This window comes from Acinetobacter sp. YH12239, assembly GCF_013417635.1.
Lineage (GTDB): Bacteria > Pseudomonadota > Gammaproteobacteria > Pseudomonadales > Moraxellaceae > Acinetobacter.
Genome location: NZ_VPDP01000002.1, coordinates 347,884 through 371,599, shown reverse-complemented (window position 1 = coordinate 371,599; position 23,716 = coordinate 347,884). Strand labels below are relative to the sequence as shown.

Annotated in this window: 24 protein-coding genes; 17 read left to right on the top strand and 7 right to left on the bottom strand. The window is 39.2% G+C overall.

From position 1 onward, the window contains the following. Nucleotides 1-104 precede the first annotated feature (104 nt). Nucleotides 105-1,328: a sodium/glutamate symporter gene (gene gltS / locus FTV17_RS03870; protein WP_179998238.1), complete on the top strand. Its 1,224-nt coding sequence runs from the start codon at nucleotides 105-107 to the stop codon at nucleotides 1,326-1,328. A 48-nt stretch (nucleotides 1,329-1,376) separates the two neighbouring features. Here the strand turns inward: gltS and FTV17_RS03865 are convergent, their stop codons facing one another. Then, nucleotides 1,377-2,228, bottom strand: a complete 852-nt coding sequence (locus tag FTV17_RS03865; RefSeq protein WP_179998237.1) for an alpha/beta fold hydrolase — start codon at nucleotides 2,226-2,228, stop codon at nucleotides 1,377-1,379. A gap of 120 nt (nucleotides 2,229-2,348) precedes the next feature. Then, nucleotides 2,349-2,801 carry a DUF441 domain-containing protein gene (locus tag FTV17_RS03860; RefSeq protein ID WP_092766204.1) on the bottom strand — a complete coding sequence of 151 codons (453 nt, stop codon included), beginning with the start codon at nucleotides 2,799-2,801 and terminating at the stop codon, nucleotides 2,349-2,351. Nucleotides 2,802-2,924: 123 nt separating this feature from the next. Between FTV17_RS03860 and FTV17_RS03855 the strand changes: the two genes are divergently transcribed. Next, nucleotides 2,925-3,653, top strand: a complete 729-nt coding sequence (locus FTV17_RS03855) for a pseudouridine synthase (protein WP_179998236.1) — start codon at nucleotides 2,925-2,927, stop codon at nucleotides 3,651-3,653. 50 nt (nucleotides 3,654-3,703) lie between these two features. Here FTV17_RS03855 and FTV17_RS03850 read toward each other — a convergent pair whose 3' ends face one another. The 3 genes from FTV17_RS03850 to FTV17_RS03840 form a co-directional block, all read right to left on the bottom strand. After that, on the bottom strand, nucleotides 3,704-4,147 hold the full coding sequence (locus FTV17_RS03850; RefSeq protein WP_179998235.1) for a GNAT family N-acetyltransferase: 444 nt from the start codon (nucleotides 4,145-4,147) through the stop codon (nucleotides 3,704-3,706). 121 nt (nucleotides 4,148-4,268) lie between these two features. Then, nucleotides 4,269-4,571 carry a type II toxin-antitoxin system RelB/DinJ family antitoxin gene (locus FTV17_RS03845; RefSeq protein ID WP_179998234.1) on the bottom strand — a complete coding sequence of 101 codons (303 nt, stop codon included), beginning with the start codon at nucleotides 4,569-4,571 and terminating at the stop codon, nucleotides 4,269-4,271. 106 nt (nucleotides 4,572-4,677) lie between these two features. After that, the gene (locus tag FTV17_RS03840; protein ID WP_179998233.1) at nucleotides 4,678-5,601 is read right to left on the bottom strand and encodes an RluA family pseudouridine synthase; all 924 of its coding nucleotides are present in this window, start codon (nucleotides 5,599-5,601) and stop codon (nucleotides 4,678-4,680) included. Between the two features lie 116 nt (nucleotides 5,602-5,717). Between FTV17_RS03840 and tsaE the strand changes: the two genes are divergently transcribed. The 4 genes from tsaE (at nucleotide 5,718) to hfq (ending at nucleotide 9,699) form a co-directional block, all read left to right on the top strand. Next, nucleotides 5,718-6,185, top strand: a complete 468-nt coding sequence (gene tsaE / locus FTV17_RS03835) for a tRNA (adenosine(37)-N6)-threonylcarbamoyltransferase complex ATPase subunit type 1 TsaE (RefSeq protein WP_179998232.1) — start codon at nucleotides 5,718-5,720, stop codon at nucleotides 6,183-6,185. Between the two features lie 8 nt (nucleotides 6,186-6,193). Further along, the gene (gene mutL / locus FTV17_RS03830) at nucleotides 6,194-8,146 is read left to right on the top strand and encodes a DNA mismatch repair endonuclease MutL (protein WP_179998231.1); all 1,953 of its coding nucleotides are present in this window, start codon (nucleotides 6,194-6,196) and stop codon (nucleotides 8,144-8,146) included. A gap of 6 nt (nucleotides 8,147-8,152) precedes the next feature. After that, nucleotides 8,153-9,097 (top strand): tRNA (adenosine(37)-N6)-dimethylallyltransferase MiaA, encoded by a 945-nt coding sequence (gene miaA / locus FTV17_RS03825; protein ID WP_179998230.1) that lies wholly within the window; start codon nucleotides 8,153-8,155, stop codon nucleotides 9,095-9,097. An 89-nt stretch (nucleotides 9,098-9,186) separates the two neighbouring features. Continuing rightward, a complete protein-coding gene (gene hfq, locus FTV17_RS03820) occupies nucleotides 9,187-9,699 on the top strand; it encodes an RNA chaperone Hfq (RefSeq protein ID WP_035264611.1) in 513 nt (170 codons plus the stop codon). 101 nt (nucleotides 9,700-9,800) lie between these two features. On the opposite strand, the gene FTV17_RS03815 is transcribed toward hfq, so the two are convergent. Then, the gene (locus FTV17_RS03815; RefSeq protein WP_179998229.1) at nucleotides 9,801-11,099 is read right to left on the bottom strand and encodes a peptidylprolyl isomerase; all 1,299 of its coding nucleotides are present in this window, start codon (nucleotides 11,097-11,099) and stop codon (nucleotides 9,801-9,803) included. Next, nucleotides 11,099-13,573 (bottom strand): LPS-assembly protein LptD, encoded by a 2,475-nt coding sequence (locus FTV17_RS03810; RefSeq protein ID WP_179998228.1) that lies wholly within the window; start codon nucleotides 13,571-13,573, stop codon nucleotides 11,099-11,101. Before FTV17_RS03810 ends, FTV17_RS03815 begins: the two co-directional genes overlap by 1 nt. 119 nt (nucleotides 13,574-13,692) lie before the next feature. Here FTV17_RS03810 and FTV17_RS03805 point away from each other — a divergent pair, with 119 nt between their 5' ends. The 11 genes from FTV17_RS03805 to FTV17_RS03755 all read left to right on the top strand — a co-directional run bounded on the left by FTV17_RS03805 (nucleotide 13,693) and on the right by FTV17_RS03755 (nucleotide 23,712). Next, nucleotides 13,693-14,709 carry an aminoglycoside phosphotransferase family protein gene (locus tag FTV17_RS03805; RefSeq protein WP_179998227.1) on the top strand — a complete coding sequence of 339 codons (1,017 nt, stop codon included), beginning with the start codon at nucleotides 13,693-13,695 and terminating at the stop codon, nucleotides 14,707-14,709. After that, nucleotides 14,706-15,395 carry an N-acetylmuramate alpha-1-phosphate uridylyltransferase MurU gene (murU, locus tag FTV17_RS03800; RefSeq protein ID WP_092766212.1) on the top strand — a complete coding sequence of 230 codons (690 nt, stop codon included), beginning with the start codon at nucleotides 14,706-14,708 and terminating at the stop codon, nucleotides 15,393-15,395. The genes FTV17_RS03805 and murU overlap by 4 nt, the downstream gene beginning before the upstream one ends. An 85-nt stretch (nucleotides 15,396-15,480) precedes the next feature. Beyond that, on the top strand, nucleotides 15,481-16,113 hold the full coding sequence (rsmG, locus tag FTV17_RS03795) for a 16S rRNA (guanine(527)-N(7))-methyltransferase RsmG (protein ID WP_179998226.1): 633 nt from the start codon (nucleotides 15,481-15,483) through the stop codon (nucleotides 16,111-16,113). Nucleotides 16,114-16,136: 23 nt separating this feature from the next. Next, entirely contained in the window at nucleotides 16,137-16,919 is a 783-nt protein-coding gene (locus FTV17_RS03790; protein WP_179998225.1) for a ParA family protein, read from the top strand. After that, complete coding sequence (locus tag FTV17_RS03785) at nucleotides 16,916-17,806, top strand: ParB/RepB/Spo0J family partition protein (protein ID WP_179998224.1); 891 nt, start codon at nucleotides 16,916-16,918, stop codon at nucleotides 17,804-17,806. Before FTV17_RS03790 ends, FTV17_RS03785 begins: the two co-directional genes overlap by 4 nt. A gap of 233 nt (nucleotides 17,807-18,039) precedes the next feature. Beyond that, nucleotides 18,040-19,764 carry a lipid A export permease/ATP-binding protein MsbA gene (msbA, locus tag FTV17_RS03780; RefSeq protein ID WP_179998223.1) on the top strand — a complete coding sequence of 575 codons (1,725 nt, stop codon included), beginning with the start codon at nucleotides 18,040-18,042 and terminating at the stop codon, nucleotides 19,762-19,764. Between the two features lie 3 nt (nucleotides 19,765-19,767). Next, complete coding sequence (gene lpxK, locus FTV17_RS03775; RefSeq protein ID WP_179998222.1) at nucleotides 19,768-20,778, top strand: tetraacyldisaccharide 4'-kinase; 1,011 nt, start codon at nucleotides 19,768-19,770, stop codon at nucleotides 20,776-20,778. Nucleotides 20,779-20,787: 9 nt separating this feature from the next. Beyond that, the gene (gene kdsB, locus FTV17_RS03770) at nucleotides 20,788-21,549 is read left to right on the top strand and encodes a 3-deoxy-manno-octulosonate cytidylyltransferase (RefSeq protein WP_179998221.1); all 762 of its coding nucleotides are present in this window, start codon (nucleotides 20,788-20,790) and stop codon (nucleotides 21,547-21,549) included. Nucleotides 21,550-21,562: 13 nt separating this feature from the next. Further along, on the top strand, nucleotides 21,563-22,540 hold the full coding sequence (locus FTV17_RS03765) for a DNA polymerase III subunit delta' (protein WP_179998220.1): 978 nt from the start codon (nucleotides 21,563-21,565) through the stop codon (nucleotides 22,538-22,540). Nucleotides 22,541-22,565: 25 nt separating this feature from the next. Beyond that, a complete protein-coding gene (locus tag FTV17_RS03760) occupies nucleotides 22,566-22,907 on the top strand; it encodes a PilZ domain-containing protein (RefSeq protein WP_179998219.1) in 342 nt (113 codons plus the stop codon). A 31-nt stretch (nucleotides 22,908-22,938) separates the two neighbouring features. Further along, a complete protein-coding gene (locus FTV17_RS03755; protein WP_179998218.1) occupies nucleotides 22,939-23,712 on the top strand; it encodes a TatD family hydrolase in 774 nt (257 codons plus the stop codon). Nucleotides 23,713-23,716: the final 4 nt, after the last annotated feature.

The window sequence follows — 23,716 nt, the reverse complement described above, 5'->3', positions numbered from 1 at the left end:
GAAAATGCACTGCCTATAAATCATTGAAAAATTACATTTCAGTAGCTGAATAAAGCAAAATTCTTTGTGAAAATTGATTAAAATTAAAACATTAGGGAAATAGAATGAATTTTGAAGTTGATGCCTTTGGCACCATCGTGATTGCCGTATTTTTTCTATTTATTGGGCGCTATCTAGTCAACCGTATCCAATTCTTTAAAAACTACAATTTACCTGAACCTGTGATTGGCGGTTTGGTCGCAGCAATTACAGCATTAATCTTATTTAAATTCTTTAATATTAGTGCCACCTTTGATGCGCAAATTCAAAGCATTTTAATGCTGATGTTCTTTACCTCTGTGGGCTTAGGTGCAGATTTTGTTAAATTAAAAGATGGTGGGAAAGCCCTATTTATATTTTTGTTCTGTGTGATCGGGTTTGTGATCGTTCAAAATATTGTTGGGGTGAGTTTAGCGACGGTTTTAGGCTTAGATCCTCTTATTGGTTTAATTGTAGGTTCAATCACCTTAACGGGTGGTCATGGCACGGCAGGTGCATGGGGGCAAGTGCTTGAAACCCAGCATGGCATTCAAGGTGCGATTGTATTGGGTATGGCAAGTGCGACCTTCGGTCTTATTATTGGTGGTATTGTTGGTGGTCCAGTTGCTAAATTTTTAATTAAACGTCATCAATTGGCTGACAAAATTGACAATGATCAAAACGAATCACAATTGGATGATCAGTTAAAATCTGCACCATTTGAATATCCAAAAAAGACACGATTAATTACTGCAAGTAATGCGGTTTCTACCCTTGGTATGTTTGCACTTTGTATATTCACGGCAAACTTAATGACAGATTTTAGTCAGGGTAAATGGTTTGAGCTTCCAACCTTTGTTTGGGCGTTAGGTTCAGGTGTGATTTTGAGAAATCTGCTTGAGCATGTATTCAAAGTGAATATTTTTGATCGTGCGATTGACGTGTTTGGAAATGCATCTTTATCACTTTATTTATCTATGGCATTGTTATCACTACAACTGTGGTTATTAGCAGATTTAGCAGGTCCGTTAGTCACGATTCTGATTGTGCAAATGCTGGTATTGATTTTATACACTGCTTTTGTGACATTTAAGGTGATGGGGAGCAACTACGATGCTGCAGTTTTATCAGCAGGTCATTGTGGTTTTGGTATGGGTGCGACGCCAACGGCTATTGCCAATATTCAAGCAGTCACCAATACCTATGGTCCTTCACACAAAGCATTCTTACTTATTCCACTGACAGGTGCTTTTTTCATCGATATTGTAAATGCGATAGTGATCCAGCTTTCGATTGGAATATTGGGATAGAGTAAGTTTAAAAAACCGCCTTTAAGACGGTTTTTTACTTATGGAGATTTATATATGCAGTTGAGATTCGATCATCGGCCAAATATTTTGATGCGACTGTTTGAACATCATCATGTGTCCGATCGCTTTATGTCCAAGCTCTTTGGGTTTGAGTTCGATCGCTTCGGTAGGTGCATTAGGATATAAACGTAGTAAATCCTGAACATTTGCTTCAGTTGCAATCTCATCATCACTTGCCCAAATGGCAGTGACAGGAATTCGTATCTCTTGGTGATAGTCTTGGTCTAGGGCAACCGTTTTGCCAATCGCATTAATAACATAGCCTGGTTGACTACAAAATTGAGCCCAGTCACGTGCAACATCTTTCGGTAGATTTTCCCCCATACCAATGGCTTGGGTAGGGCCGTAACCGAGCGTCATACGTGCGAGAGGAAAAATACCTTTAAACATCACAGGGGCAAGTAGTTTCGTACGACCTTTGAGCCCTTTTACATGCCCAGTCGAACCTGCAATTGCAACGACTTTTGCAACTTTATCATGGTTAGGGGTAATCCCAATCAGTTGTCCGCCAGCGCTGTGACCGACAAGAATAACTTGCTTGGCATGGGTGAGTTGTAAGAGTTGATCAATCGCAGCGGGAATATCCAACTGCCCCCATTGCACAATACTTGCTTTGGATTGCTTCAATGGGCCATAAAGAGAAGCACCAATACCACTAAAATCAAACACCATTACGGCATAGCCTTGTTGGTTAAGCCATTCGCAAAATTGATGATAAAACTTTTGAGTAATTCCAGTGGCAGGGCACACCAAGACAGGAAGGCGCTTTGAATGCTCGGCAGGAAAAAAGGTAGCAGCGAGTTCGTATTGATCCTGACGAATAATTTTAATTTTTTGCATAATTTAAACTGTGCAAGTATCCGTAATCAAAATACTTTACCGCAGTTCTAAAAGATCAAACCAACAAATGATGACTGTTGCGTTTGTGAAATGACTGTTCAGTCGTGAAAGGAACCTGTTTCAAGAAGTGCCAATAATAATGGAAAGTATTCCTGCTGCAATTAAAGGTCCAACAGGGACGCCACGTAAAATAGCAACACCTGCTACAGTACCAATCAGAAGTCCAGCGACAATATTTGGCTGATTCGCCATAAGCGTTACGCCACGACCACCTAACCATGCAACCAATAATCCGATTCCAATGGCTAAAATTGAGTTTAAGCTCAAGAATGACTTGAGGATATCTTTACCCGGAATGGTGCCACTGGCAATTGGCGTAAGTACACCAATGGTGAGGATAATAATGCCAATATTTAAACCATGCTGTTGAAGCAATGGAAAATATTCGTTTAAAGGGGTGATACGAAAAACAATAAGTACTGCGACTGCAATTGTGACGGCCGTATTTTGACTGAATATTCCACATGCCAATAAAATGATTAGAACGATTAAATTGAGGTCTAATTGAGACATAAAGAAGATCCAGTGCTTATCAGGACAGTACTTGAAAGTTATAATAGTTTAACTGATTTAAAGTCTGCATTCAGATGACATACTTTAAATTTCAACGAATATTGTAAGTAATGGAAGTGATTCATGGTTCTGGAAAAAATGTTACAGTCTCAAGGCTTTGGATCACGAAAATATTGTCAACAATTAATTAAATCTGGTGCAGTGGTCATTGATGGTACTGTGATCACGGACCCGAAATATAAACTGAAGCTTCAAGGTCTTAGCTTCCACGTGTATAACGATGAATATACTTATCGTGAAAAAGTTTATATAGCACTCAATAAACCTGTAGGCTATGAATGCTCGCATCAAGCGAAGCATCACTTCAGTGTATTTGAATTGATCGATGACATATTATTGCAAAGGGGAGTGCAAACAGTCGGACGTTTAGATCAAGACACGACTGGTATATTGTTACTTACAGATGATGGACAATTTCTGCAAGCGCTGACTCATCCTAAAAAACATGTTCCTAAAGTTTATCAAATGCATACAGCAGATCCAGTCACTGAGCAGCAAATCATTCAATTGGGTCAAGGTGTAGAGCTTCGCAATGAAACAGGATTTTTTCAAGCAACAGATATTCAACTCATAAGCAATCAACACCTACAATTTACAGTGCATCAAGGCGTTTATCATCAAGTAAAGCGTATGGTTGCTGCTGTGGGAAATCGTGTTGAATCATTGCATCGACTGCAAATTGGACAATTAAAATTAGATCAGCTTGCTGAAGGTGAATATTGCTATCTCACTGAACAGCAAATACTCGCCGCCAAAAATCAAAGTCCTGATGCTCAACTCCTTGAGGTTTAAATCATCAACTCAAAAGACTCTATGCTCAAGGCGATATGTTGTGTAATGCCTTAGGATAGGAAGCAATGATAGGTTTGGAATTCATTGTCTTTGACGAAGCCCATCTTTTCGTAAAGTTGGTGAGATTGAAAGTTACTTCTTTGTGTCTCTAATGAAATTCGACTGGCTTTTTCGGATTGTGCAAACAAAATTGCAGTATCAATGAGTTGTTTGGCTGAACCTTGTCTTCTATAAACTGGAGTGACATATACATCATCTAAGATGTAGTAGCTTGAACAAGCATGGGACGAAAAACCTAAATAAAGAATCACGAAGCCAGTGATTACATCATTTTTGATGTGAATAAAAATAACACTTTGTTGGTTTTCGAATCGCTGTTTTAGAAAATTATAGGATTGTTGAATATTGGATGACGCACCATAAAATTGTCGGTATTCGTCAAAAAGTATAGCGAGTTGATTGAGATCTTCTGTTGTGGCTTTCCGTACTATCACTGTTGAGCTCTCCTCAGATCATTATTTTTAATCTTGTTATGATGAAGAGCTAAACATATTTGCGCAGGGCGCTGTAAATTAAATTGTTTAAAAATACGACAAAGTTAACTTATGTCAAAAATTAATCTTTATCGCTTTCACCCAAAAGTGCATTCAATTCTGCAAAAAAATCGTCGTCATCTAAACTCGAAATTGTAGTGTTGGAATCTTGTTGTTCTTGCTTAAGCTTTTTGAGTTTCAACAATTGATCCATGTTGATCGTTTGATTTTCGATTGCAAAAGGAATGGACTTTGTCAGTACAACTTGTTTGAAAAATAAACGCACTGCTTGCGCTGGTGTAATCCCCAATTGCTTAAAAACTGCAAAGGCTTGTTTTTTTTCTTGTGAGTCAAGTCGGACTTGATAAACTTCTGTTTTTCTCATGAATTAAAACCAAACGACTCTAAATTTAAGTGCTTATTTTAATCTAAGTAAATGTAATTTCAATGTCTGAACGTGAAAATTAAATAAATTTGTCATTACAATGAATCTACAATGTCAGTATTTGTGTGCTTTTAAAGTGCATTTCAATATTTAATATCGGATCAATAAATTGAAGCTCATCAGCAAGTAATTGCAACGGAGCACTGAAATCATCCTCAGCTTTATGCGCGATTACCGGATATAAAGGATCATTTTTAATTGGAATATTGAGCGCATTGAGGTGAACGCGAAGTTGATGTTGCTTACCAGTCAGTGGTTTCAAAATATATCGTCCCCACTTTGAATTGTGTTCTATAAGGTCAATTTCAGTGACAGAATTGGTGACACCTTCACATACTTTCATTATATAAAATGGGTTTCCCTTTTCCATACGCAATTCAACTGTTCGTGGAAAGACTAAGTCTTTTAAGTAAGGTGCGATTGCTTGATATGTTTTGGATACTTTACGATCCGCAAAAAGTTGTTGATAGACTCCGCGACTTTCAACTTTTTTTGAAAATAAAACAACACCTGCTGTTTCACGGTCTAAACGATGAATCGGAGTGAGATGAGGATTATCAGTGAACTGCTTTAATCTCACCAATAAGGTTTCTTGAACATATTGACCTGTCGGACTCATGGTTAAAAAATGAGGTTTATCCACCACGAGCAGATCATCATTTTCGTATAAAATTTTTTCCTTAAACGGAACATGAATTTCGTGTGCTAAAAAACGATAATAAAAAATATGAGAATTGGGTTGATACGCCGAATTGATGGAAAGTGTGTTGCCATCTGAATTATAAACAAGCCCATCTTGAAAACGTTGTTGCCATTCCAGTGCGTCTATATGAGAAAAGGCTTGAATGAGAAAATCATAAATCGTAATCGGGGAGATTTGTAGATTTGGAAGAAATACTTTGCTGGCTGTTACACCATTGATCATCGGTGGCGTAAAACTTGGGGCACTTTCTGAATTTGATTTTGGCATAACAAGACAACAGAATAAAAAAATGATCAGATGAATGAGTTTTTGAACAAGTCTAGATAGGCACTGTTCAGGAGCATGCTATTATACCTCTTCAACAGATGTCTAATGTGATCCAGATGCAATATTCTTTTCAACTCAACTTAAATGATGAAGCAGATACTCAAAAATTAGCTGCATGTTTAGGGCAGTGTATTGAAAAGGGTGTCATATACCTCATTGGTGATTTGGGTGCGGGTAAAACTACCCTGACGCGTTATTGGCTACAAAATTTAGGTCATCGTGGTGCGGTTAAAAGCCCGACTTATACATTGGTTGAACCGTATAAAATCAATCAGCAGGATGTCTTTCATTTTGATTTGTATCGTTTGAATGATCCTTATGAACTTGAGTTGATGGGTATTCGTGATTATCTGGATATTGCTGATGCACTATTCTTGTTTGAATGGCCCTCTAAAGGTGGTGACGAAATTCCAAATGCAGATGTTATCTTGAATATTGAGAAATCTGATGATGAATCAGTACGTCATGTCACGATTTCTTCAAATGATGAAGCTTTACTCGCAAAATTAAAGACACAGTTTTAAATAATTCTATGGCGCATGATCTTAGCTTGAATCGAATTCAAACCTTATCTCCTGCATTAGCAAACCAAATTGCTGCGGGAGAGGTAATTGAACGTCCTGCATCAGTGGTGAAGGAACTTTTAGAAAACTCCATTGATGCAGGTGCGACTGAATTAATCATTCGAGTCGAACAAGGCGGTAGTACGCTGATTGAGATTATCGATAATGGCAAAGGGATTCATCCTGAGGATCTTCCGCTTGCGGTGATGAGGCATGCGACCAGTAAAATTCAAACTGCTGAAGATTTACATGCAATTGTGAGCTTAGGTTTTCGCGGAGAAGCCTTGGCTTCCATTGCTGCTGTTTCGCGCTTGACCTTGACCAGTAGTCGTGATGATTCAGGAATTGGTTATCAGGTCGAAGTAAACGGCACGGCCTTTGATCATCAAGAGATTCAAGCTGTTGCTACTCAGCAAGGCACACACATACGTGTACAAGATTTATTTTTTAATGTGCCAGCAAGACGAAAGTTTTTAAAAAAGCCAAATACGGAATTTGGTCACATTGAAGAAATCGTACGGCGCTTAGCCTTAACGCATTTCGATATTCGGATTGTGCTGGAACATAATGGTGCTATTCGTTTAAATTTGCCTGTCGCAGACAGTGGTCAACTCAGATTTCAACGTGTACAGCAGCTTTTAGGTCGACAATTTACTGAAAATGCGTATTGGATCGATGCTGATAGTGTCAATATGCGCTTATCAGGATGGTTAGGTCATCCTTCTGATGCTCGAGCACAAAGTGATTTGCAGTATGTGTACGTGAATGGTCGTATCGTAAAAGATAAAACAATCTCTCATGCTTTGCGAATGGCCTATGATGGCATCTTGCATGGGCATCAACATGCAGCTTATTTGTTGTTCTTAGAAGTTGATCCTGAATTTATTGATGTGAATGTACATCCGACTAAACATGAGATTCGATTTTTGAATCAACGTGAAGTACACGAATTTGTACGTCATTTTGCCAAAGAAACTTTGTCGCAATTTCAAACTGCGACTGCGGATTTAGCCCAGGCTTTAAAGCTTGATCAAGATGTCATCGCACCATCAGTTCAGCTACCACGTTATCAAGAGCAATTTAATTTGCATCAAAATGCGCAAGCATCGCCCCCTATGTCCCAGACGTTGCAGGAATCGAGTCATGAGGGGTATCTAACAGATTTTAGTGCTAAACAGCCTCAGTCAGTTCAATATAGTGCGCCGAGTCAGTCTTATTCAAATTCTAATATTAGCAATGCACTCAAATCTTATTTGGCACCTTTGAAAGAAACGTCATCTAATTTTGAAGTTCCTTATGATACTGAGATGGAATCAACATCGTCTAAAGTTGACGAGTTTCCTTTGGGGATTGCAATTGCACAACTTCATGGAATTTATATTCTGGCGCAGAATTCTGAAGGCTTGATCATTGTAGATATGCATGCGGCGCACGAGCGGATCTTATTACAGCAAATGAAATCTGCTTGGGATAAACCTGAATTTTGGACATCACAGCAGTTGCTTATTCCAAAAGTGATTTCAATTACACGCATGCAAGCCACGCGTATCGAAGACCTTAAGCCTCAGTTGGCGCGGCTTGGTTTAGAAATTGATCAATATGGCGATGAGCAAGTGATAGTGCGAGGTGTGCCTGCTATTTTGCACAAAGCCGATTTTAATGCATTAATCCCAGAACTTTTGAATGATCTTGATCCCAATGATGAGGCCAGTGCTTTACAACAAAAAAGAGACCATATCTTGGCAGGAATGGCATGTCATGGCGCAGTGCGTGCGCATCGAATGTTAAGTATTTCTGAAATGAATGCACTGTTGAGGCAGATGGAACAAACTGAGTTTGCAAGTCAATGTAATCATGGACGACCAACTTGGAGGGCTTTTCCACTTAGCCAGTTAGATAAATTATTTGCTCGAGGAGAGTAATTGTACATGTCAAATCAAATGCCAGTCATCAACTTAATGGGGCCGACTGCGAGTGGGAAAACTGCTTTGGCATGTGAGCTATATGAACGCGGTAATTTTGAAATTGTTTCGGTAGATTCTGCTTTAATCTACAAGGACATGGATATCGGTTCGGCAAAGCCATCAAAAGAAGAGCAGGAGCGATATCCACATCACCTGATTGATATTATTACACCGCTCGAGGTTTATTCGGCAGCTCAATTCGTTGAAGATGCATCGCTGCTGATTGATGAAATACATTCACGCGGTAAGACCCCAATCTTGGTGGGTGGGACGATGTTGTACTACAAAGCACTATTGGAAGGCTTGGCAACGAATCTCCCTAATGCTGATGAAAAGGTACGTCAACAAATTGAAAATGAAGCCATGGCAATAGGGTGGGAGAGCGTCTACGAGGAGTTAAAACGTGTCGATCCTATGGCAGGTGAGAAGTTTAAAGTGAGTGATCGTCAGCGCATTATACGCGCGCTAGAGGTCTATCGTCTGACAGGTCGCCCTATTACTGAGCTTCAAGCTGAACAGCCTAAAAAACAGCCATATCGTTACAATTTTCATAATTATGCGCTATTACCTGATCGTGTAGAATTACACAAAAGAATTGAACTGCGCCTAAAAATAATGTGGGATATCGGTTTTTTAAATGAGGTGGAGTACCTGATTGAAAAATACGATTTAAACGATAATTTGCCATCGGCAAGATCTGTTGGATATCGCCAAGCTTTAGATTTTCTTAAAAATAGTGATAGAAGTCTCAAATCTAAGCAAGATATGGAAGACAAGTGTTTGTTTGCAACACGACAACTGGCTAAACGTCAATACACTTGGTTACGTTCTTTGCAAGAAGCGCACAGTTTTCAAACTTTTTTGACGATAAAGCAAGCTCAAGAAGACTTGCGAAACTTATATGGATAAAGCAAAATTTACTCACTATCTTTTTTATAAATTTTAATTGAAAAATAAAGATAGTTTTTTTGCGCTGATTTTATTTTTTGGAGTATAACATGTCTAAAGGTCAAACTTTACAAGATCCGTTCTTAAACTCTCTCCGTAAGGAACGTATTCCAGTTTCAATCTTTTTAGTCAACGGTATTAAATTACAAGGTCATATCGAATCATTTGACCAATACGTTGTATTATTAAAAAACACGGTAAGCCAAATGGTTTACAAACACGCTATTTCAACAGTTGTACCTGCGCGTAATCCACGTCCTGCTGGTGCTCCTGCTGGCGCTCCTGCTGGTGCTCAAGGTGGCTTCGGTGGTCAACAAGGCGGCTTCGGTGGTCAAGGTGGCTTCGGTGGTCAAGGCGGCTTCGGTGGTCAAGGTGGCTTTGGCGGTCAAGGTGGCTTTGGCGGTCAAGGTGGCTTCGGTGGCGGTCAAGGTTTTGGCGGTCAAGGTGGCTTCGGTGGTCAAGGTGGCTTCGGTGGTCAAGGTGGTTTTGGTGCGACTTCTACACCAAACTTTGATGGCGAAACAAAATTTGATGATGCTCAAGAAGACGATAACAATCGTTAATTTTTGAGTAATCAAAAAGGCACCTGATGAAGGTGCCTTTTTTTATATGAACAGCCAAAAAAATTAAAGCCCCCATAGTGGAGGCTCTCAATTAAGAAAAATTAGTTTTGGTTGGGTTGTTTAATTTCAACGTATGTACTTGCGCGAAGTTCTCTTAACCAGCCATCTAACTCTGCATCAAATTGACGGTCACCAAGAATTTGGCGCGCTATGCGTTTTTGTTGTTCCTGAGTCATGTCTTGCTGACGTGCATCAGTAACTTGCAAAATGTGCCAACCAAACTGTGTTTCAAAAGGTTCACTGACTTCGCCAATTTTCGCAGTCTGCATTTTTTGATCAAACTCTGGCACCATCATACCTGGTGAAACCCAACCTAAGCTACCACCATCACGTGCAGAACCTGGATCATTAGAATAAGTTGCAGCAAGGACTGCAAAATCATCACCTGCCTTTACACGGCTATAGATACTGTCAATAGTGTGTTTGGCATTTTCAGGGCTCACCACTTCAGAAGTCTTAATCAGAATATGGCGAGTTTGGTATTGTGGCACAATTGTCTTTTTCTCATTTGACTTGCGCTCTAAGAGTTTCAACAAGTGGATGCCATCTCGAGCCTGAATTAAATCAGTAGTATTGCCTGGTGAAACTAAAGCGATACTCGATGCAAGTTCTTCTGGAATATCTGCGATTGAGCGCGAGCCCATATCTGCACCTTCAACTTTAATTGTAGATGTAGAAAATTGTTTCTGTATCGCATCTACATCATTCGAAGCTTGAAGTGCATCTTGAACTTGTTGCGCGACTTGAGTGAGTTCTTGTTGAGAGGCTTCACCAGAAATTCTGAAGTGAATCACGTGAGCTTGAGTACCCACAGCAGCTTGACCTTCCGGTGATTTGAGGAAGTTTTCAACATCTTGGTCGCTGATTTTGATGCGTGACATCACTTGTTGTTGACGTAAGCGCTGAATAGCAAGATCATCAGCGACTTTAGCACGTAGGTTTTCATAAGTGCCTGGAGCCATACGGTCAAGCTTTTGCTGGAAGTCTTCTAGGCTATTACTGTTCGACTGGCGAGCAACATTAAGTACAGCATCATTTAAAGTTTTTTCATCAACTTGAATGCCATAGCGTTTTACTTGTTCAAGTTGCGCATTTTGGATGATAAGTTTATTCAGAGCTTGATTTTCAAGTACCTGAAGTGGTGGTACATCCTGTTTTTGAGCTTTAAGCTGATGTTGAAGCTCAGCGACACCTTGTGCAATGTCACTTTTTAAAATGGCACTTTTGCCAACAATAGCAACGATTTGATCTGATGGGTTTGCATAACTTGACACTGATGCAGAAATAACAAGTGCTAACGCTGAAGCTTTAAAGAGTTGTTTTAAATTTTGCATCTTCATTAATTCGTCCAATTTTGTTTAACTTTATCGAAACCCAAGATTCGATTTTCCAGTAAAGAGCTTAACTTACTGTTTAAGCCACCAAGTCCTTTAAGTGTAAACTCTGCCATTACAGCACGTTTTTGTTTGGTATCTGGTGCATTAACATCATCTAAGTCATTGTAATAAGAGCGACCGTAGACCGAAACACCCCAGCAGCACGACTCATAATTAATACCTAAAAGGTACTCGCGTGCAACACTGTTGTCTAGATCATATTGCATATGACCCATCAAATTCCAATTACCTTTCACAGGTTGTATAAAGGATGCTGTAACTTGGTCATAGTGGTCTTGACGATCTTCAAGTCGCTTACGATTAAAATAACCAAAGTTGTATAGGTTACCTTGATCACCTGTGTAATACACTTGTAGATCACGTTGAGCATTATCTCCGTTAGACATCCACATTGAGTTTGCATTCACAGTAAAGTTCTGAGAAAGCTGGCTGGCAATGCTGATCACAGGACCAGTTTGACGCTCAGTATTAAATGGGTCATTTTGACTATTATTCAAAGTCACCTTACGGTCTTCAAAATAGTAACTTTGTCCGATGCTGGCACGTAAACGTTCTAATCCGATTGTATCAAAGAGGCTGTAACTTACCCCGAGTGATAAGAAGTTATTATCTTCTAGGCGGTCATGACCGTAAAAGCGACGTGGATTAAAGAGTTGATCGTAATTCAGAGATGCTGCAGTTGAGTCAAAGTTCGGTGAGCTATTTTGATTTCTGTGCGGTGCATAAGCATAGAATGCACGTGGTGTGATGGTTTGTAAGAATTTTCCATCTTTTTCAAAGATAAGACCAGCATCTAAAGTAAACTCTGGAACTATAACTGCATTGTCTTTGGTATTTTTTCTTTGTTCTTCAGTGATACGATCAATCGTATTTTGATCAAAGAAAGTATTTATAGAGCGAACTGATGCTTGTGGTATAAAGAATGACCACTGATTGCGGAAATTGTATCGAGCAGAAAACTCATTATAAAGACGTGTACCACTTGGTTGATAAATGGTGTCCACATTTGAGTTGTCTGAAGCATTTAAGTCATTAATATCTTTTTGGAAATATGCTGTATCGTTATTAAATTCATATTCCAGTCCTTGCGGATTACCAGTGATATAATTGACGAGCAATTGCGGTAGTCGTGCATAGGGGCGATCAACATCATCAACATCAGGGTCTAGCGTCTGGAAGTCTTCAACTTTGAGTTGCGCGCGTAACCCTGGAATTCCATTGGCGTAATTAAGATCCCAAGCGCGGCGTTGGTTTAACTCTGTTCTTGTATTCGGATTGCTGTCTAGATCGGCAAAGAAGTCTTTATCAGAAACATAGTTGTATTCTAAATTGGTCGTCCATTGGTCATTGATTTTCCAATTGTGCAAAAGGTGTAAATCTTTACGATCTTCATCATCATATTTACGATCTTGTGCTAAATAACCACCCCAAATACGACCGCCACCATATTGTTCAGTCAGATATCTGAACTCACCCTCAGCCATCAATCCACGACCGCCAATGAAACGTGGGGTTATAGTCGCATCATAATTGGGTGCTAAATTGAGATAAATTGGCGCTTCAAGTTCTAAACCACCATCGTTGGTATAGCCAAAACCTGGGTTTAATAAGCCAGTGGTACGACGATCATCAATAGGGAAATTGAAATATGGCACAGCCAGCACTGGTGTGTTTTTAATATATAGTTTAGTGCCTTTGGTCACGCCACGCCCAGTGTCTTGATTTAACTCAATCGAATTGGCTTGAATCTTCCATGTTGGGCTTTGCTCAGGTGGACACGTGCTATAAGTTGCATTTTGAAGGAGTAAAATATTGGGTGAGGTGCGCTCAATATTTTCTGCACGACCATGCCCATGTGTCGCTTCTGAAATATAAAAGCTGTTATTGAGGCGTCCCGTTTGGGTTTTTAAATTGTAGTCAATTTGATCACTTTGAGCCAATAAACCCGCTTGTGCTAACTGTACATTGCCAGAAGCTTTGGCATGGGTTTGAGTGTTGTCAATTTTAATCTTATCTGCACGAACCATACGACCTTGTTGATCGATGATGACATTGCCTTCTAATTCTGAGTCACCATTTGGATTGTAATATGCACGATCAGCGGTGATGATCGACGTTGCTTGCTCAGGATCAATTGCTTTGGTATCAGGGCTGATTGGTGTCAACCAAGTTTGAGCACAAAATTTCGAGCTTGGGGAGAGCGTGCTACGTTGTTGCGCTTCGGCTGAATTTTTATTGACATAATATTGATCAAAGAAGCGCTGACCAGGGTAGCTTTCTTTAATTGCAGTTTGAAGTGCTTGATTGTCCACCTCAGTTGTACTGTCTTTAGAGTCGGCATAACTTGAGACTGTGCTACCACACAATAAGGTTAAAATAGCAGTCGCCAAAGGGCTGAAAGTAAACTGATGCTTCATTTATATCATTAACCAAGTATGCAAATTGCAATTAATTATTGTCGCATCATAGAGAAAAAACGGATTAGTGGCTACACTTAGCACTTTAAATATTCAGCCTGTACTAGAATTTATAGCAAATGAATACACAACGTGAACAATTGATACATACGTGGGTGCAATCTGTACTTCAATCAGAGCAGTTCGTAATAAAATATTTAGCAGGCGATGCCAGTTTCCGTCGCTATGCGCGAATCACCTTGAATAATAAATCATTTATGTTAATGGATGCACCTCCAGAAAAAGAAGATTGTGTACCTTTTGTGACGATTGATGAATTCTTCGATCGTCATGGTGTTCGTGTTCCACATATTGTTGCAAAGGATTTAGAGCAAGGGTTGTTGCTTCTTGAAGATTTTGGGGATGAGCTTTTAGCGAACCATTTAAACAATGACACGGTAGATCAGCATTATTTACAGAGTTTTAAACAACTCATTCAATTACAGTCTATTCGTGGTGTGGATCAGTTTCCAGAATATAGTTACGAAAAATTAATCAGTGAAATGGAGTTATTCACAGATTGGTTGCTTCCATCATTAAATATTCGATTAAATGCTGATGAACAAGGTTTGATTAAGCGCACTTTTGCGATATTGGCAAATGCGGCTTTAGCTCAACCCCAAGTGATTGTTCATCGAGACTTTCACAGTCGTAATCTCATGTTGTTGAATGATGAACAAGAACAAGGCGTAATTGATTTTCAAGATGCGGTAATTGGTGCGGATACCTACGACTTGATTTCAATTACACGTGATGCATACGTGCAATGGCCTCCAGCACGTGTAAAACAATGGTTTAAAACCTTCTATGAATTATTACCAGATGATTCAAAAATTGATCGTGATTTAGAGCGCTTTATTAAAGATGCTGACTTCATGGCGATTCAACGCCATTTAAAGATTTTAGGTATTTTTGTGCGATTGTTTGAACGTGATGGAAAGTCGGGCTATTTAAAAGACCTGCCTCGTGTCATGTGGTATTTACTCGAAGAGTCGAAGCCTTACGCTGAACTCACTCCATTTATTCAATGGGTTGAAGATAAAGTGCTTCATGCATTTGAAGCCAAGTATGGTCACTATGAGGTAGTTGCTGCATGAAAGCCATGATTTTAGCAGCCGGTCTGGGTAACCGTATGCGTCCCTTGACGCTTTATAAACCAAAGCCACTGTTGGAAGTGGGTGGAAAGCCTTTAATTGTATGGCATATTGAAAAACTAAAGTCGATTGGTGTTAGTGAAATTATTATTAATTCGGCATGGCTGGCAGACAAATTGATCGGTGCTTTAGGCGATGGTTCTCAATTTGGTGTGAACATTCGCTGGACGCGTGAAGATGAGGGTTTGGAAACAGCTGGTGGTATCATCAATGCTTTGCCCTTGTTGGGTGAAGAACCATTTATCCTCGTCAATGGGGATGTGTGGACTCAGTTTGATTTTGCTCAGTTGCTTGAGCTTGATTTACAAGAAGATCTAGCACACTTAGTACTTGTGCCAAATCCGCTACAACACCCCCAAGGTGATTTCACACTATTAGATGGTCGTGCTTATACTTTTGAGCAAGAAAAAGAGGGCGAAAATCTGACTTATAGTGGTATTGCGGTGATTCATCCTCGTTTATTCGAAGGTTTAGAGTGGGGTAAGCGTCCTTTAGCACCTTTGCTTAAAGATGCTATGCACAACCACAGAATTTCTGCTGCAAAAATGGCAGAAACATGGGTTGATGTGGGTACTCCAGAAAGGTTGATGCAGTTGGATCAGCAAATTCGAGAAGGACAATTTAACTAACTGAGTATTCACTAAGCGTTAAATAGTGTTCCACGATGCATAAAACGGTATACTTTGATTAATTTTATTGAGATGTTTACTGTTTATGCATCCTTTTTTTTATGAGTTACAACAAGGTAGTCAAAAACTAGGTTTATCACTCAGTGATGAGGCGTTGAATTTATTATTAAAATATCAAGATGCGCTTGTATTGTGGAATAAGGCGTACAACTTGACCGCGATTCGTGATCCTAAAGAAATGTTAGTTAAGCATTTATTGGATAGCCTCAGTATCTTGAAAGACTTGCCTGAAGGACGATTGCTTGATATTGGTACTGGTGGTGGTATGCCGGGGATGATTATCGCGCTATGTCAACCTGATCGAAACTGTGTGCTTCTGGATTCGAATGGGAAAAAAATTCGTTTTCTCAAACAGTTTATTGCTGATTTAAAACTAAAAAATGTTGTGGCAGTTCAAACTCGAGTAGAGAATGAAGAGAGTATTAATGAACTGGGTAAATTTGATGTAATTACCAGTCGTGCTTTCGCCTCACTGACAGATTTTATTACAGCTTCTCGTCCTTTTATGCATGAAAACAGTATTATTGCTTCAATGAAAGGTTTAATTCCTGCTGAGGAAATTGAAAACCATAAAGATGAGTTGAGTTGCGAAATTATTGAGCTTCACGTTCCACGTTTAGATGAACAACGTCATTTATTGCTACTTAAACAAATTTAAAAATTCTAGGGATTGGGGTTACCATGGCTCAAATTATTGCTATTGCGAACCAAAAAGGTGGCGTAGGTAAAACCACGACTGCTGTAAATTTGGCTGCATCATTAGCAGTGCTTAAAAAGCGAGTATTGTTGATAGATATGGACTCTCAAGGCAATGCCACTATGGGTTCGGGTATTCAAAAGAATGATCTCTTATACTCAGTAACTGATGTTTTACTGGGTGAAGTGCCAATTGAAACGGCCATCACTAAAGCTGAAGTTGGATATCGCGTACTTGGCTCCAATCGTGATTTAGCAGGTGTTGAATTAGCCATTGCTGAGCAAGAAGGTCGTGAATTTATTCTGCGTGATGCGATCCAACAAATTGAAGATAAGTTTGATTACATCATTGTGGATTGTGCACCAAGCTTAAGTTTGATCACGGTAAATGCATTGGCTGCTGTTAAAAGTGTGATCATTCCAATGCAGTGTGAATATTATGCCTTGGAAGGCTTGGCGGATTTAACACAAACGATTGATCGTATTCAGCAAGCTTTAAATCCTGATTTAGAGATTATTGGTGTATTGCGTACCATGTACGATGCTCGAAATGCGCTGACACGTGATGTGTCGGATGAGTTGGAGCAGTATTTTGGTAAAAAATTATACGAAACGGTTATTCCTCGAAATGTGCGTTTAGCGGAAGCGCCAGCACATGGGTTGCCGATTATTTATTTTGAAAAAAGTTCTAAGGGTGCAGTGGCTTATTTGAATCTTGCTGCTGAAATGTTAAAAAAAAACAAAGTGAAAAAAGGAAGTAAAGCATGACCGTGAAGAAAAGAGGCTTAGCAAAGGGTCGTGGCTTAGATGCGTTATTGGGCTCTATTCAAAAAGAAAAATTACAATTAGAAGCACAGTCATTAGATCATGGTCAGCTCAAACAAGTAGATGTCAAACTTCTTAAACGTGGTAATTATCAGCCGCGACGCTTTATTCATGAAGAAGACCTTCAGGAATTAGCATCTTCTATTAAAAAGCATGGCATCATGCAGCCGATTGTCATTCGTCCAATTGAGGATGATGTACATCAATATGAAATTATTGCTGGGGAGCGCCGTTGGCGAGCAGCTCAAATCGCTGGACTAAATGAAGTTCCTGCAATTGTTCGTGATTTGTCAGATCAAGTTGCAATTGCGTTGGCATTAATTGAAAACATTCAACGCCAAGATTTAAATCCAATTGATCAAGCTATGGCATTGCAGCGTTTTCATGAAGAGTTTGGATTAAGTCACCAAGAAATTGCTGAAACGGTGGGCAAGGCACGTACTACAGTAAGTAATTTATTGCGCTTATTAAGCTTAGCGGATCCGATTAAAGACCATATCCAACAGGGTCAATTAGATATGGGGCATGCGCGCGCAATATTGACTTTGCGTGTAAAAGATCAAATTGAAATTGCAAAAATTGTCATTGAAAAAAACCTTTCTGTTCGTCAAACAGAACAGTTGGTGCGTGATTTTAATGCACCAAAACAGGATAAGCCAAAACCATCAATTTCAGCTGATTTAGAGCAACTGACTCAGCGTCTTTCTGAACGTTTCAGTGCAGATGTTAAAATTGATCACAATAAGCAAGGTAAAGGTAAGCTTGTGATTCATTACCATTCACTTGATGAGTTAGATGGTATTCTAAATATCTGTTTAGATGAAAAATAATTAATTTAAAAGCTGTAAATGTGATTTATTTAGATGAGTTTGAGATTTAAGTCATTTAGGTCTCAATACTTCAATTGAGCTAAGGTTTACTTTGATTATTCCATACAATCAGGTCATTGATTTTAGAGTGGGGCAGACTTTAGCATTCGATGTTCGAATTATGTATGATTAAATTGCATACGTGCTGAATCTGTTTAGGTGTTTAAGGATACCGTACCAATTAGAGGTTGTGAGTGAAGCAAGATTTTAAAGTTTATATGCGTTTGTTGAGTTACTTAAAACAGTACTGGACGATTGCATTGATTGTTGTATTTGGTTTTGTGCTGAATGCCGCGACTGAAGTTTCTGTTGCGAAATTATTAGAGCATATTATCAATGCCATTCAAGAACAGGATCGAAGTTTCACGAACTTATTCCCATTTTTGGTTGTTGTTTTGATGTTTGTACGAGGAGTGGGGCTATTTCTAGGTGGATACTACACTTCGGTGATTTCTCGAAATCTAATTTTTAATATTCGCCAAGAAGTTTTTGCTAAATTAATGCGATTACCGTCGCAATATTATTTAGATAACACTAGTGGTCATATTACTGCCAAAATTATGTACAACGTTGAACAGCTGACTGCTGCCTCAACGGAGTCATTAAGAACCTTATTACAACAAGGTTTGATTACCATTGCGCTGTTAGGATATTTGTTCTATTCCAACTGGCGCTTGACTTTATGTATTTTGATTTTTGCGCCATTAATCGGTTTGTTGATTAGAAAAGCTGCTAAACGTATGCGTAAGCTGTCTACTCAAGTGCAAGATACGATGGGTGATGTAAACCATGTAGTGCAAGAAACCGTGAATGGTAATTTGGTAGTTAAAGGGTTTGGTGGACAGGCATACGAGCAAACTCGTTTTAAAGAAACCTCACTCGAAAACTTGCGTCGTGGTTTAAAAATGGTTGCAGTACAACAATTAAATAGTCCTGTTGTACAACTTATTATGGCAATCGCTTTAAGTATTGTGATTTGGATTGCTTTAAGACCTGAGATATTACAGGATACTTCAGCAGGTCAGTTTGTTGCGTATATTACTGCAGCAGGTATGTTGAGTAAGCCGATTAAAGCTTTAACCGATATCAATGAAAAATTACAGCGAGGAATGGCTGCAGCACATTCAGTATTTGAATTATTGGATATGCCTGAAGAAAAAAATGAAGGGCAGTTAAAACCACAACTCAAAGGCAATATTGAATTTAATGAGGCAAATTTAACATATAGCGATGGTTTCCATGCCATCCATGATTTCAATTTAAATGTTAAAGCTGGACAGACTGTAGCATTGGTGGGGCGTTCGGGGGCTGGTAAGTCTTCTTTAGTCAACTTATTGGTTCGTTTTCAAGAATTAAGTTCAGGGTCAATCAAATTTGACGGCCATGATATTCAAGATATCGAAGTTACAGCGTTACGCTCACAAGTGGCCATGGTCAATCAGCAAGTCGTGCTGTTTAACCGAACTGTTCGTGAGAATATTGCTTATGGGCAGTTACAAGATGCTTCGGAAGAGCAGATTATTGCTGCTGCGAAAGCTGCTTATGCCCATGACTTTATTATGGCACTGCCTCAAGGCTATGACACACCATTAGGTGCTCAAGGTTTAAATTTATCTGGCGGACAAAGACAGCGTATTGCAATTGCTCGCGCAATCTTAAAAAATGCTCCAATTTTAATTCTTGATGAAGCGACAAGCGCATTAGACAATGAGTCTGAATACTTCATTCAACGTGCTTTTGATGCAGCTATGCAGGATCGGACAACGATTGTCATTGCACATCGATTATCAACGATTGAGAATGCAGATCTTATTGTGGTAATGGATAAAGGTCGAATATTAGAGCAGGGAACACATCAGGAATTACTTGATTTGCGTGGTGCATATTTCCAACTGCATCAACGTAATTTTGAGGAATAAGTTATGTCTATTGCGCAGGTCATTCAAAACGCTTGGAATAAGCAATCCAAGTGGTTGATTGTATTGCGACCACTGTCATTGCTTTATCGATTAGGATTTTCCTTGAATAAAGCGTTGTATCAACGTGGTATAAAACCTATTTATACTGCACCAGTTCCTGTCATGGTCATTGGCAATATAACGGTAGGTGGTAGTGGTAAAACGCCGTTATTAATTCAATTGGTTAAATATCTTCAACAAAAAAATATTAGAGTTGGAGTAATTAGTCGAGGTTATGGTGGTAAAGGTCCTTTTCCTGCAAGCGTGAATCTCGATTCTGAGCCAAATGAAGTGGGTGATGAGCCCTGTTTAATTGTGCAATCTACAAGCGTGCCGATGGTCGTAGGTGGGCAACGACAGAAAAGCATAGAGTTGCTTCTCTCTCAGCATCAACTTGATTTAATCATTAGTGATGATGGTTTGCAACATTGGGCACTCGATCGTCAATTAGAATGGATTGTACTGGATAACAATCGTGGTTTAGGTAATCAGAAACTGTTGCCAGAAGGCTTTTTGCGTGAGCCAGTAGCACGGTTATGCAGTGGTACAGTAATTGAGCATGCTGAGCAACCAAGCTCAAATCTGTATATGCAATTACAAGTCGCAGCGCCGTACTTGTTAAATCCAGTCGAAGATCAAGTTGAATATTTTGCCACTGATTTGAATTATTATGCGGTTGTTGGTATTGGGTTTCCGCAACGGTTTTATAAAACCCTTGAAAGTATGGGCTTAAAGCATTTTCAGTGCCATGAATTTCCTGATCATTATGATTATCAGATTGATGATTTACAATTTGAAGATTCAAATCCAATCATCACCACTGAAAAAGATGCTGTGAAACTCCTCCCTTTGTTAAAACAACATCCAGAATTTAGTCGTGAAATTTGGGTGGTTCCTGTTGAAGCAGTTTTATCATCAGCTTGTTATGATTTGCTGGATCAACAGCTTGCAAAACTCGGTATCGTAAACACATAAGGAATATCCATGAAACATATTGTAATACCTGCTCGCTTTGCAAGTTCGCGTTTACCTGGAAAACCACTACTTAAAATACACGGGCGTGAAATGATTTTACGTGTGGTAGATCAGGCGCGAAAAGTGACTGGGTTTGATGATTTATGTGTTGCTACTGATGATCAAAGAATTGTTGATCTTTGTAAGGCAGAACAAATTGATGTTGTGTTGACCAGTGCAGAACACCCTTCTGGAACCGACCGATTGAGTGAAGTTGCACGAATCAAAGGTTGGGCGAGTGAAGATATTATTGTAAATGTGCAAGGTGATGAACCATTATTGCCTGCATCTTTAGTCCAACAGGTTGCTTCTTTGTTAGAGCAAAAGCCTGAATGTTCAATGTCCACTTTGTGTGAAGTGATCAAAGAATTAGAAGAATTTAAGCGCGATAGTATTGTGAAAGTCGTCATGAGTAAGTTCAATGAAGCGCTTTATTTCAGTCGTGCAACCATTCCATATGATCGTGATGGATCAAAGCAACAAACTCAGATACTACATCGAAATGCTTACCGACATCTTGGTTTATATGCCTATCGAGTGAAGTTGCTGCAAGAGTACGTGACATGGGATCAGGGAGATCTCGAGGTTTTAGAAAGCCTTGAGCAACTGCGTGTTTTAGAAAATGGTCATCGAATCGCAATTGATGTGGCAGAGGTGAGCTTACCACCAGGTGTGGATACGCAACAAGATTTAGACCGTCTTAATGCAATGCCTATTTCTCATTTCCAATAATATAGATTAGTCAATGACTCAGACTCAGCATGTTTATCCTTGGCAACTTAATGTATGGAACACACTGACTCAGCGGTTTCCTCAAGTTGGTCATGGATTACTTTTTTATGGCAAAAAAGGCTGTGGTAAAGAAGCTTTTACCCAGCAATTTGTTGCTTGGTTGCTATGTTCTGATAAGCAGCCAAATCAAGCTTGTGGTCAGTGTACGAGTTGTTTGTGGCTAAAATCAGATACTCATCCAAATTATGTTTACGTCACGACGGATGAGGACAATAAGAAACAAAACGCTAAAATTAAAATTGAGAAAATTCGTGAATTACAGCCATTCGTGCAACAAACCGTCGATGGTTGGCGGGTTATTGTGATTGAACCGGCGGAAGCGCTCAATATCGCATCGTCAAATGCTTTATTGAAAACACTTGAAGAACCAGGTGAGCGTGTTGTGATTATTCTTTTGGCGGATCATTATTTAAAATTACCAGCCACTATACGAAGTCGCCTACAACATTACGCCTTAGATCGGCTGACTGATGTTCAAGCCAATGCATATTTGAATGAACATTTGAATGCAGAGCAGCAGACTTTGAGCACACTGTTGCTTAACCTTTCGAATGGTATGCCTTTAGCTGCTATTGAGTTGGCCTCAAGTGAATGGTTAACTCTGCGAAGTGAGTTTATAAATGATTGGTATCATTTAGTCAGTCAAAAAAATATGCCAATGCAGTACGCTTCTAAATGGAATAAGCAACTCAACTTTTCCGAGTTGATTATTATGTTTGAGTACTTATTAGCTGATCTTGTTGCCTATAAAATGGAACAAAATGTAAAAAATACCGATTTAGACTTTAGTTTGTTGGCTGAGCAATATCAATTAGAGCAATTATTTGATATTTATAACGATGTGCATCAAGCAAAACAAATGGTTGAGCAGAATGTTCAATCAAATTTAATTGTTGATCAGCTTTTTATAAAATTAATGAATGTTCAATAATCATGTTTGAATACAGGGGATAGAGATGCGGCCACGTCCGGGCGGTTTATTACAAGTCAATATTAATGATCGCGAAACTCTGCAATCAAGTTATATGCCTTTTGTTGAGGGTGGTGGATTATTTATTCCAACCAAACATCCAGTCAAAATGGGTGAAGAGATTTTTATCTTGGCAACACTTCCTAATCAAACCCAAAAAATACCAATTACGGGTAAGGTGATTTGGATTTCCTATAAGCAATCGGGTATTAAACCACAAGGTTTTGGATTGCAGTTAACTGGAGATAAAGGAGCCTATTACAAAATGGAAGCAGAAAAAATACTCGCTGGAAGTATGTCAACAGCACGCGCAAGCTTTACAATGTAGGCTCTGACTTAAAAATTTAAAAGGTGTCCTTGTGTTTGTAGATACACACTGTCATTTAAACATGCTCAATCTTGAACCTTACGAGGGAAATATCGATTTAGCAATTCAGCAAGCGATTGATGCAGGTGTCACAAAAATGATGGGGATATCCGTTGATTTGGATGATCATATTGTTCTGTCAGAAATTGCAGCTCGACACGAAGGAGTGGGTTACAGTGTTGGGGTGCATCCATGTGAAGATCCAGCAGTCATGCAGCGTGCTACTGTTGAAACTTTGGTTGAATTGGCGAGTAAAGATAAGGTCTGGGCAATTGGTGAGACGGGTCTAGATTATTATCACAGTACTGAATTTGTTAAAGAACAAAAAGAATGTTTTGCACGACATATTCAAGCTTCACAGATGGTGAAAAAGCCAGTTGTCGTACACACACGCTCATCTAAAAACGATACGATAGATATTATAAGAGCTGAAAAGTCGACACACGGAATTTTGCATTGTTTTACTGAGGATTGGGATACGGCAAAAGCGGTTCTAGATTGTGGTTATTACATTTCATTTTCAGGAATAGTATCGTTTAAAAATGCTCAGGATTTACGTGATGTGGCCAAGCAAGTTCCATTAGATCGACTATTAATTGAGACTGATAGCCCTTATTTAGCACCAATGCCATATAGAGGAAAGTCTAATGAACCAAAGTATGTCCCATATGTAGCCAAAGCATTAAGTGATGTATATGATAAGTCAGTCGAGGAGATTGCCTTTATTACAACGCAAAATTTCGAGAATCTTCTACGAATGCAGTAAAAAT

Coding starts and splice junctions, on each gene's coding strand:
- gltS (WP_179998238.1), top strand. CDS start 105: ATGAATTTTGAAGTTGATGCCTTTGGCACCATCGTGATTGCCGTATTT.
- FTV17_RS03865 (WP_179998237.1), bottom strand. CDS start 2,228: ATGCAAAAAATTAAAATTATTCGTCAGGATCAATACGAACTCGCTGCT.
- FTV17_RS03860 (WP_092766204.1), bottom strand. CDS start 2,801: ATGTCTCAATTAGACCTCAATTTAATCGTTCTAATCATTTTATTGGCA.
- FTV17_RS03855 (WP_179998236.1), top strand. CDS start 2,925: ATGGTTCTGGAAAAAATGTTACAGTCTCAAGGCTTTGGATCACGAAAA.
- FTV17_RS03845 (WP_179998234.1), bottom strand. CDS start 4,571: ATGAGAAAAACAGAAGTTTATCAAGTCCGACTTGACTCACAAGAAAAA.
- FTV17_RS03840 (WP_179998233.1), bottom strand. CDS start 5,601: ATGCCAAAATCAAATTCAGAAAGTGCCCCAAGTTTTACGCCACCGATG.
- tsaE (WP_179998232.1), top strand. CDS start 5,718: ATGCAATATTCTTTTCAACTCAACTTAAATGATGAAGCAGATACTCAA.
- mutL (WP_179998231.1), top strand. CDS start 6,194: ATGGCGCATGATCTTAGCTTGAATCGAATTCAAACCTTATCTCCTGCA.
- miaA (WP_179998230.1), top strand. CDS start 8,153: ATGTCAAATCAAATGCCAGTCATCAACTTAATGGGGCCGACTGCGAGT.
- hfq (WP_035264611.1), top strand. CDS start 9,187: ATGTCTAAAGGTCAAACTTTACAAGATCCGTTCTTAAACTCTCTCCGT.
- FTV17_RS03815 (WP_179998229.1), bottom strand. CDS start 11,099: ATGAAGATGCAAAATTTAAAACAACTCTTTAAAGCTTCAGCGTTAGCA.
- FTV17_RS03810 (WP_179998228.1), bottom strand. CDS start 13,573: ATGAAGCATCAGTTTACTTTCAGCCCTTTGGCGACTGCTATTTTAACC.
- FTV17_RS03805 (WP_179998227.1), top strand. CDS start 13,693: ATGAATACACAACGTGAACAATTGATACATACGTGGGTGCAATCTGTA.
- murU (WP_092766212.1), top strand. CDS start 14,706: ATGAAAGCCATGATTTTAGCAGCCGGTCTGGGTAACCGTATGCGTCCC.
- rsmG (WP_179998226.1), top strand. CDS start 15,481: ATGCATCCTTTTTTTTATGAGTTACAACAAGGTAGTCAAAAACTAGGT.
- FTV17_RS03790 (WP_179998225.1), top strand. CDS start 16,137: ATGGCTCAAATTATTGCTATTGCGAACCAAAAAGGTGGCGTAGGTAAA.
- FTV17_RS03785 (WP_179998224.1), top strand. CDS start 16,916: ATGACCGTGAAGAAAAGAGGCTTAGCAAAGGGTCGTGGCTTAGATGCG.
- lpxK (WP_179998222.1), top strand. CDS start 19,768: ATGTCTATTGCGCAGGTCATTCAAAACGCTTGGAATAAGCAATCCAAG.
- kdsB (WP_179998221.1), top strand. CDS start 20,788: ATGAAACATATTGTAATACCTGCTCGCTTTGCAAGTTCGCGTTTACCT.
- FTV17_RS03765 (WP_179998220.1), top strand. CDS start 21,563: ATGACTCAGACTCAGCATGTTTATCCTTGGCAACTTAATGTATGGAAC.
- FTV17_RS03760 (WP_179998219.1), top strand. CDS start 22,566: ATGCGGCCACGTCCGGGCGGTTTATTACAAGTCAATATTAATGATCGC.